The sequence below is a fragment of the Sporocytophaga sp. genome (genome assembly GCF_017745095.1).
In the GTDB taxonomy this organism is placed as follows: domain Bacteria; phylum Bacteroidota; class Bacteroidia; order Cytophagales; family Cytophagaceae; genus Sporocytophaga.
The window spans coordinates 38,535-50,403 of sequence record NZ_JAGHZZ010000021.1 but is presented as its reverse complement, the minus strand read 5'-3'; the positions used below and the strand labels follow the sequence as shown (position 1 = coordinate 50,403).

Genomic DNA, 11,869 nt, shown 5'->3' with positions numbered 1-11,869 from the left:
GAACTTTGCAGCTCCGGCCTCTGGTTATTTTAGGGTTACTTTTTTTTCTTTGGATCTGTAGCTTCTTGCTTCTTTTTCTCATCTGGTTTGCAAACGGAACAAGGCTCGTAGCCATTCTTTTTTGCCTCAGCAAGTTCCTGGCCTTTTTTGCCTTCACTTACAACGGAGCAGTTCTTCTTGTGATATTTTTTACCTTTCTCTGTAACATATACTGTCTGTGCGTTAGCAAACTGGCTTAGTATTGCAAACAGAATAATAAAAGCTGAAGTAAATAGAAAACGATTTCTCATATTGTTGTAATTTTTCGAAACATACGACTGTTTAGAAAAAGTGTTGTTGTATGTGGAAAATTATTTGAGCTTTATGCAAGATAATGGATAGTCTTTTCCTGAAAGAATAAAATGAAACAGAAAAGTACAATGGAAAATATGATACTTTTGGATCCGTTTCTTACTAAATACTATTTGCTTTTTACGTGTGAGAGTTGCTGAAAATCAATAAAGACCTTACAGCAACTCACCATACATATGAGCAGCACCAAAACTCTTGTGAATTAAAGTTGTTCCCCTTTTATAGAAAGATTATGAATGAGACCTATTTTAAATTTTTTACCAAAAAACTTAAGCTTCAATCCTGGATGGCTCATTTACTCTTTGCCTAAGTTTCTTTGTAGCAATCATCATGTTCTTTAATGCAAGCTCTGTTTCGGCCCATTTTCTTGTCTTTAACCCACAATCAGGATTCACCCATAGATTTCTTGCAGGAATTACAGCAAGAGCCTTCTCTAGTAAGTCTTCTATCTCTTGAACTCCTGGTACTCTTGGTGAGTGAATATCATATACGCCGGGACCTATTTCATTTGGATAGTTGAAGTCAGCAAAAGCATCAAGCAGCTCCATCTGAGATCTTGATGTTTCTATCGTAATCACATCAGCATCCATATCAGCAATATGTGAGATAATGTCGTTGAATTCAGAATAACACATATGAGTATGAATTTGCGTTTCATCTTTTACTCCGGATGCACTTATTCTAAATGCTGTTACAGCCCAGTTCAAATACCTATCCCAGTCCGCTTTATGCAGTGGTAGCCCTTCTCTAATTGCCGGCTCATCTATCTGGATGATTTTTATGCCTGCTTTTTCAAGGTCTGTAACTTCATCTCTTATAGCAAGTGCTATCTGCATAGTAGTTTCGGATCTCGGCTGATCATCGCGTACGAATGACCATTGTGAAATAGTAACAGGACCGGTAAGCATGCCTTTCATATAGTGATTGGTTTTTGATTGAGCATACTGAGACCATTTTACAGTCATAGGTTTGCTTCTTTCAATATCGCCATATATGATTGGAGGTTTTACGCATCTTGAGCCATAGCTTTGTACCCAACCATTCTGCGAGAATACATAACCGTTTAATTGTTCCCCGAAATATTCCACCATATCATTGCGCTCAAATTCTCCATGCACCAACACATCTATACCAATTTCTTCCTGCCATACAATCGAGCGGTCAATCTCTGCTTTTACTTTTTGCTCATAATCTGCTTGTGACAAAGTACCATTCTTCAACTTTGCTCTGAGTTGTCTTATCTCATCAGTCTGCGGAAATGAACCGATTGTAGTAGTAGGAAAGAGGGGAAGATTTAATGCTTTTTCCTGTTTCTTTTGTCTTATATCAAATGTGCTGGCCCTTCTGCTGTCTGCATCCGTAATGTTCTTAACTCTTTCTTTTACATGTGGTTTGTGAATCAGAGTTGATTTCTTTCTGCTTTCGATAATATCTTTGTTTGGTTTAATTATGATTGCAAGCTGTTGAGGATCCTTAATTGATGCTAGCTTTTTCAAATTAGCAACTTCTTGAATCTTTTGCTTTGCAAAAGCCATCCATTGTTTGATTTCAGCGGTTAGAACCGTTTCATCTTTTTCATTTTCTAAATCACAAGGAGAATGCAGCAATGAGCATGATGGAGCAATCATCACTCTGTCTTCTCCTAATATTTCAACAGCTTTATGAATAAAAGATAAAGACTTTTCAAAATCATTGGCCCAAATATTTCTACCGTCTACAACTCCCAGGGAAAGGCAGGTTTTAGAAAGTATAAATGAAGTCTGGAGTATGTCATTAAGCTGTGAAGGACACCTTACAAGATCAATATGCAAAGCATCTATTGGAAGTACTACTGCCAGCCCTAGGTTGTCTCCAGTGCAGTCAAAGTAAGTAGCAACCATAATTTTCAGATAAGGGAATTTCTTTCTTAGTTGATCGTAAACGAGATGGTAAGCTTTTTTTTCTGCATCATTCAAATCCATTGTCAGGAATGGCTCATCCAGCTGAATCCACTGAGCGCCCATTTTTTCAAGCTTTTCAATGACTTCTATGTAAACAGGTAGAAGATTTTTAATGAGTTCTATTCTATGAAATCCGTCTTCTTTCTCTTTTCCAAGCAGCAGATAAGATACAGGACCGATAATCACTGGTTTGGTTTCCATTCCCAATACTTTAGCTTCTTGGTATTCATTAGTGATCTTATTTGAAAACAGGCTGAACTTTTGATTTTTATGGAACTCAGGAACGATATAATGATAGTTGGTATCAAACCATTTGGTCATCTCCATTGCTATGATATCTTTCCCATCTTTCTGATAGCCTCTGGCCATTGCAAAATACAAGTCTGTCTCGGTGTTATTTCTGTCTTCAGCAATATCATGGTAGCGTTCAGGAATAGCATTTACGGTGAGAGACATATCTAATACCTGATCATAATAAGAAAAGTCATTAGAAGGGATAAGATCAATCTGTGCATCTTTTTGAAGGGTCCAGTTAGCTTCTCTGATTTTCTTTCCGGTTGTTAAAAGGTTCAGAAGGCTCTCTTTGCCTGACCAATATTGCTCAGAAGCTTTTTTGAGCTCTCTGAAAGCGCCAATTCTCGGGTATCCTAAATTTTGTGTTAGCATAGTTGTTTGTAGATATAAATTCTTTGCAAATCTATGTTTGTAGATCTTAATACTATAATTTTGATTTAAAATTGAAATAAATATCTATTTTGTTTATTTTTGTGGAATAAAAATCTGTTTTTTTTATTCGAAATGATCTTAAAAAGAAAATTTATCTATGACCGAACTTGATGATTTGGATATCAGACTGTTGAAATTGCTACAGAAGGATTCAACACTTACTACAAAGGAATTGGCAAATAAGCTTAATCTCACTCCAACTCCTGTTCATGAGCGCATCAAGCGGCTGGAACGTGATGGATATATTAAGAAATATGTTGCTTTATTAGATAACCATAAATTAAACAAAGGACTGGTTGTCTTTTGTAATGTGACCTTAAAGCAGCATGAAAAAGGTATAGGGAAGAAGTTTGTAAATGATATAGTCTCACTAAAAGAAGTGACGGAGTGCTATAACGTTTCGGGACAATATGATTTTATGTTGAAGGTGATGGTAAAGGATATGCCCGAATATCAAAATTTCATAATGAATAAATTGGCTTCCATAGAAAATATAGGAAGTACTCATAGTGTATTCGTGATGGGAGAAATTAAGAATTCGACAGAATTGCCGATATAAGAATGTATTGTAGTCGTCGTTTATTGGTATTCAATTTAAATTTATAATGAAAAATGTTAGAATACTTTACTTGGTTATTAGTTCAATTCCTATTGCCTGGCTTTTCTCACTCTTAATAATTCTATTAATTGGTAGTTTTTATTTAGGTTATATTCCTAAATATGGAAATCACTTTGACCCTTATAGCATAGGGTTGGCTTGGATTGGTTTTTTTGAGTGTTGTTTATGCCTTTTTACGTTTTTTTCTTTCTTAATATGGCCAGTATTTACAGGTTCGATATTATCTATTCCCAATGAAAAGAATATTGTATTAAATAAGCTTTCTGTTATACTGTATATTACAGGATTGATAAGTGTTATTATTTTTCGATACAGTTTTTCGGAATTTTTTCTATGGGTTGAGGATTAAAGATAAATACATAATTTGAATAGGTTTTAAATCCACAATGTTATCAGGTATGATTAGGTCATTTTAAATAATTAATCCAACCTTTTTACACTTATTGTTATTAAAAAAATCCTGTAAAAAATTGCGTAAGTAAATACTTACATATATCTTTGCTTAAGAAAATTTATAATAATGACTGTAGAAGCCAGGAGAGATGTTTTTCAGGCAATTGCTGATCCAACCAGACGGCAGATTATCAGTTTGCTTTCAAAGCAGCCAATGAATCTTAATACAATTGCAGAGAACTTTGATATAAGTCGACCAGCAATATCTCAACAAATAAAAATTTTGGAAGAATGCGGGTTGGTAAATATTACCCAGCAAGGTCGAGAGCGCTATTGCGAGGCCAGGCTGGACAAACTGAGCGAAGTTTCAAATTGGGTTGACCAATATAAAGTATTCTGGACAAACCAGTTTAAATCATTAGATAATTTTCTGGAAGACATACAAACTAAAAAGAAAAAACATGGAAGAAAGAAATAAAGCGACTACAGACCGTGAAGTATATCTGACCTATACTTTTAATGCACCACGTGAAATGGTCTTTAAAGCATGGACCGATCCAAAGCAATTAGTCAAATGGTTTGCACCGCATAATTGCACTATTAGTTATAAACAACTGGATATAAGAAAAGGAGGAACTTATCTGTCTTGCATTAATAATCCCCAATATGGAGACTGCTGGTGTAAAGGTGTTTATAAGGAAGTGATTTTTCCTGAACTTATCGAATTTACTATGGTAGTGTCAGATGAGCATGGGAATACTGTAGACCCTGTAAGGGCTGGAATGGATCCGGATTGGCCAATAGAGACTCTGGTCTCCATTGCCTTTTCTGAACATGATGGTAAAACTACTATTGTGCTTCGTCAAACGGTTTCACAGCAACTGGCAACTAAGACTGGAGCTTATCCAAGCTGGATACAAATGTTGGAGAGGTTAGAAACAGAGCTTTAGTAACCACATTATAAAAAGAATTAAAATGAAACATCTAGCAGTATATATTATAGGGATAGTTTTATTATTAATCAGCTGCAGTGTCAGGAAAAATGAAACCAACGAAGGTGCTTCTTCCAAGATTGCAAGTGTTGACAGTATTATTCCCAAAACCGGGTATTCTGAAGTAAATGGTTTAAAGATGTATTATGAAATTTATGGAGAAGGAGAGCCGCTCGTATTGATTCATGGTGGAGGATCGACTATACAAACTACTTTTGGACAAGTAATCCCGGAGCTGTCAAAGCATAGGAAATTAATTGGTGTTGAATTGCAAGCCCATGGAAGAACAAGCGATAGAAATACTGATCTGACATTCGAACAAGATGCTGATGATACTGCTATGCTTCTGAAGAATTTAGGAATACCTAAGGCTGATTTCTTAGGTTTTAGTAATGGAGGGATGACCACTTTACAATTAGCCATCCGGCATCCACAATTGGTAAACAGAATCATTGTGGCTTCTGCATTGTATAAAAGGAGCGGGGCACCTCCTGAATTTTGGGAGTTTATGAAAAAGGCCACATTAGATTATATGCCTCAGCAATATAAAGATGCTTATGTAAAAGTTTCATCTAATCCTCAAGGCTTGCAGAATATGCATGATAAGTGCGCAAAAAGAATGGCCGAATTTAAAGACTGGAAAGAGGAGCAACTTAAGTCAATTACTGCAAAGACATTATTGATCATAGGTGATACCGATGTGATGACACCTGAACATGCTGTTGAAATGTATAGGCTAATTCCCAATTGCCAACTTGCAATTGTACCAGGTGGACATGGAAAATATATTGGAGAAATTACAACTATAAAGGATCAGGGTCATCGTGTGCCGTTGGCTATTCCAATGATTGAAGAGTTTTTAGACGAAAAGTAGTTTTTGAACAGGTGTAAATTTGGGTATGGATAAGTTATTTAATAATCACTACCTTTGAAGATGTTAATAGAAATAATATGACTGAATTTGAATTAGAAGGCTACGAATTTATTGAATTGAATAAGTTGCTTAAAATTACCGGTCTTACCGGGACAGGGGGTGAGGCAAATACATTTATCGTTAATGGAGAAGTGATTGTAAATGGTGCAGTTGAAACTCAGAAAAGGAAAAAATTGAGAGATGGGGATGTTGTAGAATTTCAGGGTGAGAAAGTGAAAATAAAAAAGGCTTACTAGCTTCAAGTTAAATATAAAAAGGGCAAATGATAAAGTCTTCTGCCCTCTTTATTTAAATACCTTTTGAGATGTTAGGTTTATGAATGCTCAAAGTCATTTTTTACCCAGGATAAATAACCTTCCCCGTGTTGACTTGCATCTAAGCCAGCTTTTTCATCATCCTCATTGACTCTAAGTGGAGAAATCCAGTTGGTAAACATTAACAGGAGGTAAGATCCTCCGAATGCGAAGACAGAAACACCAATGAGGGCAGCCAAATGATGAAGGAATAGTTTCGTTTCTCCAAAGAATAAACCATTGTCTCCATCGGGTATAATTGGATTTACAGCACTGGTAGCAAATACGCCGGTTAAAACCATTCCAACCATTCCACCTACACCATGGCAGGGAAATACATCAAGAGTGTCATCAAGTGAAGTTTTGCTGGTTCTCCAGTCAACAAGTTTGTTGGAGATAAGACTTGCAATAACACCTATGAAAATAGAGTGTGGAACTGTAACGAATCCTGCAGCAGGAGTAATTGCCACAAGCCCTACTACTGCTCCGATACACATTCCCAGTGCACTTGGTTTTTTACCTTTTACAGAATCAAAGAAAATCCAGGCAAGAGCTGCAGCTGCAGAAGCACCTGTTGTAGTCATGGCAGCAGATACTGCAAGCTGATTAGCACCAAGTGCAGATCCTGCATTGAAACCAAACCAACCAAACCATAATAATCCGGTTCCCAACATAACTAATGGAATGTTGGCTGGATTATGTTCTGCTTCTTTCCTCTGATGCAGATATAGGGCAGAAGCCAGAGCGGCCCAACCTGCAGACATATGGACAACAGTCCCTCCTGCAAAGTCCAGAACGCCAAGGTTGTACAATATACCTTCAGGATGCCATGTCCAGTGGGCAAGAGGGGTATAAATGAAAATGGAAAAAAGACAAATGAACAGAATATATGAAGTAAAACGAATACGCTCTGCAAAAGCTCCTGTAATTAAAGCCGGTGTGATGATAGCAAATTTCAGCTGATAAAGTGCAAATAACAGAAGTGGAATAGTTGGAGCGTTTACCCATGGTTTACCTTCAGCTACCCCACTAAGAAAAAAATGCGTAAAAGGATTGCCGATCCATCCGTCAATACTTTCACCGAAAGAAAGGCTAAAGCCTACAACAATCCATAGGACGGAAATGACAGCCATGCAAATAAAGCTTTGAAGCATCGTGGAAATGACGTTTCTCGGATTAACCATTCCCCCATAGAAAAATGCAAGTCCTGGTGTCATTAATAAAACCAATGCGGCAGCTGTGAGCATCCAGGCCGTATCTCCCGCACTTAACTGATCTTTGTATTTGGTCCAATAGTCAATTGTATTTACACTCGGAATGCCTGTTATTAATAAAGTGATTAAGGCAATGCCAATTAAAACGATAAATGGAATAACTGATAATTTTCTGGTCATTTGGTTAATTTTTTGAGTTACCTGGTTAGGTTTCGTAAAAAAACGGATCAAATTTAGGTAAAATTACGATGTATTTATAGGGGAATAACCGGATATTTCTTACAAGTTGGTCATAATTTGAAGCTGAAGTTTTTTAAGTGATTATTGTGTAAAATAATATCGATCATTTATGTGCTTTGAAAAAAAACGTTTATCTTTGCAAAGCAAATCTCCTAAATTTTTTGAAAGGAGGATATTATGTTGCAAACCTCTTTATACATATCACCCATTCAACTGAGAGCTTAGTTTTAAGTTCAGGGCTTCATTTATTTATTAAAAGAAAATCAATAGACGGAAGTGCTAAGAAGTCATATTCTGTATGGTCTTATTATACACTTTGTTAAAGAATGATTTTACGATAGAGTTTAATACTGATTTTTAAACGGTATTAATTTCCTGTTTTTGTCCTGTTTTCCTTACCTGCTAAGTTGTTTTCAAATACTTTCCTACGGGAAGGGTGGTACTTTTTGTGCCTTCTGAATTTGAAATTTCAGTTTTTGTTAAATGATTAACTGTTTTAAATCCAAAGTTTTATGATGGTGTTTAGTGTTTTTTCTGAATTAGTCTCAGAGGCTTCAGAATATACTCCTTGTACCAACAAGGACACAACAGATTTTTATTTCAAATATTATAAAAAGTCAATACCCAAATGGGAAGACAAACTATTAAAACGAAAGACCTGACTAAAATAGGTTATCATAACGATGTATCCCGCAGCGTGGCAATAGCTGTAGTAATGCGTCATTTTAAACACATTGCCAAAGAAGAAATATTGCAGATGCTGTCTCTTGTAAAAGAGCGTCCTGATGACTACTTAAATGATGACTTGTTAGGGTCATTAGCAAACACATTTGTCACAAAGGTAAAGGCGAAGTCATTTGAATCTTATGATTTGCTTGAAAAGCCTGCATTATATAAAGTTTTCGGAGGGAAAGATATAGATGGCAATGCCAAAAGGCAGATAGATCTTGCCATGCGCTTGCCTATAGCGCTTCAAGGAGCTCTAATGCCTGATGCACACACAGGTTATGGATTGCCTGTTGGTGGGGTGTTGTCTGCTGATAATGCAGTTATTCCATATGCAGTAGGTGTTGATATAGGTTGCAGAATGGCGCTATCGGTATTTGATCTTTCTGAAAAATATCTGCAAATGAATGCCTATGGTTTGAAAAAGGCACTGGGTGAATACACTCATTTTGGTATGGATGGTGGCCTTGCCTTTGCTCAAGATCATGCAATTCTTGAGAGAAGCGAATTTGGTCATACTGATTTACTTAAAAAGCTTCAAGGGAAGGCTGTGAAGCAGCTCGGATCTTCTGGTGGTGGAAATCACTTTGTGGAGTTTGGTCTGATAGAACTGTTTGCCGGTAATATACTCGGTCTTCCTGAAGGACGATATCTTTCGGTCCTTTCTCATTCTGGCTCTCGCGGCTTAGGTGCTGAGGTTGCCAAACATTATATGAAAGTAGCAATGGATACTTGTAAGCTGCCAAAAGAGGCTCAGCATTTGGCCTGGTTGTCGCTCGATAGTTCAGCAGGACAAGAATATTGGCTTAGTATGAACCTTGCCGGGGACTATGCAAGTGCTTGTCATGACCGCATTCATTATAATCTTGCTAAAGCAATCGGAGAAAAGCCAATAGCAAGAGTTGAAAACCATCACAATTTTGCATGGGAGGAATGGCATAATGATAAGAAGGTAATAGTTCACAGAAAAGGAGCAACCCCTGCAAGTAAAGGCGAATTGGGTATTATTCCCGGCAATATGATCTCCCCTGGTTACTTGGTTGTAGGTAAAGGCAGCAATGATTCTCTGAATTCTGCATCACACGGTGCAGGTAGACGGCTATCAAGAGGCGCGGCCCGTGAAACCTTCACTATGTCTGCATTGAAGAAACAGCTTTCTTCAGCAGGAGTAACCCTTCTCGGAGGTACTGTGGAAGAAACACCTCAGGCTTATAAGGATATAGAAAAAGTAATGGCTGCTCAGCAATCACTTGTGGATGTTCATGGAAAGTTTTTTCCAAAAATAGTAAGAATGAATAAGGAATAAGATGAATGAATATTTAGTACAAATTTCCTCCGGACGCGGTCCGGAGGAATGCTGGAAGGTGGTGGCAAAGGTGCTGGAAATCTTCCTTAAAGAAGCGAAAAAAGAAGATCTGTTTGTGAGTATCATGGACAAGGAGAATGGGCCATTGAATGGCACCTTATTGTCGGTTTCAGTATTGGTAAAAGGTAGAAAAATAAAAGAGTTTTTAACAAACTGGGAAGGCTCTATTTTGTGGATCTCACCTAGTCCTTACAGGAAATTTCATAAAAGGAAAAATTGGTTTGTGGGAATAAAGGCATATGATGTAGCTGATTTTTTTGCCTGGAATGACAAAGAAGTAGTGATTGAAAGTCTCAGAGCTTCTGGTCCGGGAGGTCAGCACGTCAATAAAACAGAGTCAGCCATTCGTGCAAAGCATTTGCCTTCAGGAATATCAGTTGTTGCCTCAGAAAGAAGATCACAGCATCAAAATAAAGCTGAAGCTTTGGAGAGATTGAAAACTAAGGTTTTAGCCTGGAATGCTGATGAAGCCGCAAAAAAGACACAAAATCAATGGAATCAGCACAACTGTTTGGAGCGCGGTAACCCTGTTAGGACATTTAATGAAAGGTTATAAAGTCAAATAAAATTTTAAAAATGACTTTGATAGAGGCATTTTATGCATTTGGCTGGGTAAAAATCTACTTAATCAAAAAAAAAGATTTATACTTAAAAAACATTGTAGATGTTTCACAGTTTATGTAAATTGTCAATCTTTTTATAAAAAATCACATTTTAGTACAATTAACAAAAGCTTTATAATTCATGAGCCCAGAACCTAGAATGAATGGTCCCAGACCGATCATGAGACCAGTCAAGAAGAAACCTGCTGATCCGAATGACAAAAAAAATCAGGCAGCTAGTTCTGATGTTAAAAAGGAGACCAAGATTGAATCAAAAAAAACTGACGAAATAAAGTTTGATTCAGCTCCGGTTGTACAATCAGAATCAACACCTTTGGAAAGAATTGAAACTAAACAAGAGCCTAAAGTTGAGACAAGACAAGAGCCTAAAGTTGAAGCGAAACCAGAGGTAAAGGCAGTTGTTAAATCAGAGCCAAAGGAAACAAAACCGGAAGTGAAATCGAAACCGGAGAAAGCTTCAAGAGAAGCTAAGCCAAAATCAAATGGAGGAGGTACTGATTTTGTAAAAGTTGCGAGTTTGATTACTAACGTTTTGTTACTAGGAGCACTTGCATTTTTTGTCTACAGCAAAGCGGATCAGGCAAAAATTGCTGAAGCTGAGCTTCAAAGCACTACAGAAACTTTTAAATCTGATATTAACGGTAAGTTAGCAGAGATAACTAGACTTCAGGACAGTCTTAAGATTGTAATTGCAGAAAAGCAAAAGCTTGGTTTAGAACTTAGTGAAGAGAGAGCTAAGCTTGCTGAACTTGATGATTTAAAATCACAGATTCAGAACAAGCAGGTATCAATCAATCAATTGAACAAAAAGCTCTCACATTTCAAAAAGGATTATATCATGGCAAGTGCAAGCCTTCAGTCATTATCCGCTGAAAACAAGCACTTGCAATATGAAAAAGAAACACTTTACAAACAGCTTCAGGAGAAAGATGATTCTATCAAAGCTCTTGTAACTGAAAAAGTGGAGTTGTCTGAGAAAGTGTCTGTAGCTTCTGCATTAAAAGTTGAGTCAGTTCATATTACAGCTTTGGGTCATGGAGGTAAAGAGCTTAAACAAGCTCCAGCTTATAAAGCAATGGTAGTTCAACAGGTTAAAATGTCTATTTCTCTTGCACAGAATGACCTTGCTCAAGGTAAAAAAGAGATCTACATGCGCTTTATTGAGCCAGGTGGAGCAACTCTATTTGAAGGTGATAAAACTTTCCTTGTTAATGGGAAAAAGACATTCTATACTGATAAGCAAACCTTAGATCTTGAGTCTTCGCACTCAACTGGTTTTCTTTATATGAAAGGGAGCAGATATAAGCCAGGTAAATATACTATCGAATTCTATTGCGATGGTAAAAAAATCGGCGTAGGCGCTTTAACGTTATCTAAATAAGTATCATTGATACTGAAAATATTAAAAGCATGTCTGATCTTTCAGGCATGCTTTTTAAGTTTTATATTGAT

11 protein-coding genes are annotated in these 11,869 nt (G+C 36.9%); 8 read left to right on the top strand and 3 right to left on the bottom strand.

Features of this window, described 5'->3' with window-relative positions:
- Positions 1 to 35 precede the first annotated feature (35 nt).
- A complete protein-coding gene (locus tag J7604_RS22025) occupies positions 36 to 290 on the bottom strand; it encodes a hypothetical protein (RefSeq protein WP_293900962.1) in 255 nt (84 codons plus the stop codon).
- Positions 291 to 620: 330 nt separating this feature from the next.
- Entirely contained in the window at positions 621 to 2,957 is a 2,337-nt protein-coding gene (gene metE, locus J7604_RS22020) for a 5-methyltetrahydropteroyltriglutamate--homocysteine S-methyltransferase (protein ID WP_293900960.1), read from the bottom strand.
- Positions 2,958 to 3,114: 157 nt separating this feature from the next.
- On the opposite strand from metE, the gene J7604_RS22015 reads away from it, so the two are divergent.
- The 5 genes from J7604_RS22015 to J7604_RS21995 all read left to right on the top strand — a co-directional run bounded on the left by J7604_RS22015 (position 3,115) and on the right by J7604_RS21995 (position 6,191).
- The gene (locus J7604_RS22015) at positions 3,115 to 3,576 is read left to right on the top strand and encodes an Lrp/AsnC family transcriptional regulator (protein ID WP_028980267.1); all 462 of its coding nucleotides are present in this window, start codon (positions 3,115 to 3,117) and stop codon (positions 3,574 to 3,576) included.
- A 580-nt stretch (positions 3,577 to 4,156) separates the two neighbouring features.
- Positions 4,157 to 4,507 carry a helix-turn-helix transcriptional regulator gene (locus J7604_RS22010; protein WP_293900956.1) on the top strand — a complete coding sequence of 117 codons (351 nt, stop codon included), beginning with the start codon at positions 4,157 to 4,159 and terminating at the stop codon, positions 4,505 to 4,507.
- Entirely contained in the window at positions 4,491 to 4,979 is a 489-nt protein-coding gene (locus J7604_RS22005; protein WP_293900953.1) for an SRPBCC domain-containing protein, read from the top strand. The genes J7604_RS22010 and J7604_RS22005 overlap by 17 nt, the downstream gene beginning before the upstream one ends.
- 25 nt (positions 4,980 to 5,004) lie before the next feature.
- Positions 5,005 to 5,895: an alpha/beta hydrolase gene (locus tag J7604_RS22000; protein ID WP_293900950.1), complete on the top strand. Its 891-nt coding sequence runs from the start codon at positions 5,005 to 5,007 to the stop codon at positions 5,893 to 5,895.
- A 77-nt stretch (positions 5,896 to 5,972) separates the two neighbouring features.
- A complete protein-coding gene (locus J7604_RS21995) occupies positions 5,973 to 6,191 on the top strand; it encodes an RNA-binding S4 domain-containing protein (RefSeq protein WP_293900947.1) in 219 nt (72 codons plus the stop codon).
- Between the two features lie 77 nt (positions 6,192 to 6,268).
- Here the strand turns inward: J7604_RS21995 and J7604_RS21990 are convergent, their stop codons facing one another.
- Positions 6,269 to 7,642 (bottom strand): ammonium transporter, encoded by a 1,374-nt coding sequence (locus J7604_RS21990; RefSeq protein WP_293900944.1) that lies wholly within the window; start codon positions 7,640 to 7,642, stop codon positions 6,269 to 6,271.
- Positions 7,643 to 8,330: 688 nt separating this feature from the next.
- Here J7604_RS21990 and J7604_RS21985 point away from each other — a divergent pair.
- The 3 genes from J7604_RS21985 to J7604_RS21975 all read left to right on the top strand — a co-directional run bounded on the left by J7604_RS21985 (position 8,331) and on the right by J7604_RS21975 (position 11,798).
- On the top strand, positions 8,331 to 9,734 hold the full coding sequence (locus tag J7604_RS21985) for an RtcB family protein (RefSeq protein ID WP_293900941.1): 1,404 nt from the start codon (positions 8,331 to 8,333) through the stop codon (positions 9,732 to 9,734).
- A 1-nt stretch (position 9,735) separates the two neighbouring features.
- Positions 9,736 to 10,350 carry a peptide chain release factor H gene (gene prfH, locus J7604_RS21980; RefSeq protein ID WP_293900938.1) on the top strand — a complete coding sequence of 205 codons (615 nt, stop codon included), beginning with the start codon at positions 9,736 to 9,738 and terminating at the stop codon, positions 10,348 to 10,350.
- Between the two features lie 188 nt (positions 10,351 to 10,538).
- Complete coding sequence (locus J7604_RS21975; RefSeq protein WP_293900935.1) at positions 10,539 to 11,798, top strand: hypothetical protein; 1,260 nt, start codon at positions 10,539 to 10,541, stop codon at positions 11,796 to 11,798.
- Positions 11,799 to 11,869: the final 71 nt, after the last annotated feature.

What these genes read in the sequence shown, in the direction of transcription:
- J7604_RS22015 (WP_028980267.1), top strand. Translation starts at nt 3,115, where the DNA reads ATGACCGAACTTGATGATTTGGATATCAGACTGTTGAAATTGCTACAG.
- J7604_RS22010 (WP_293900956.1), top strand. Translation starts at nt 4,157, where the DNA reads ATGACTGTAGAAGCCAGGAGAGATGTTTTTCAGGCAATTGCTGATCCA.
- J7604_RS22025 (WP_293900962.1), bottom strand. Translation starts at nt 290, where the DNA reads ATGAGAAATCGTTTTCTATTTACTTCAGCTTTTATTATTCTGTTTGCA.
- J7604_RS21990 (WP_293900944.1), bottom strand. Translation starts at nt 7,642, where the DNA reads ATGACCAGAAAATTATCAGTTATTCCATTTATCGTTTTAATTGGCATT.
- prfH (WP_293900938.1), top strand. Translation starts at nt 9,736, where the DNA reads ATGAATGAATATTTAGTACAAATTTCCTCCGGACGCGGTCCGGAGGAA.
- J7604_RS21975 (WP_293900935.1), top strand. Translation starts at nt 10,539, where the DNA reads ATGAGCCCAGAACCTAGAATGAATGGTCCCAGACCGATCATGAGACCA.
- metE (WP_293900960.1), bottom strand. Translation starts at nt 2,957, where the DNA reads ATGCTAACACAAAATTTAGGATACCCGAGAATTGGCGCTTTCAGAGAG.
- J7604_RS22005 (WP_293900953.1), top strand. Translation starts at nt 4,491, where the DNA reads ATGGAAGAAAGAAATAAAGCGACTACAGACCGTGAAGTATATCTGACC.
- J7604_RS21995 (WP_293900947.1), top strand. Translation starts at nt 5,973, where the DNA reads ATGACTGAATTTGAATTAGAAGGCTACGAATTTATTGAATTGAATAAG.
- J7604_RS22000 (WP_293900950.1), top strand. Translation starts at nt 5,005, where the DNA reads ATGAAACATCTAGCAGTATATATTATAGGGATAGTTTTATTATTAATC.
- J7604_RS21985 (WP_293900941.1), top strand. Translation starts at nt 8,331, where the DNA reads ATGGGAAGACAAACTATTAAAACGAAAGACCTGACTAAAATAGGTTAT.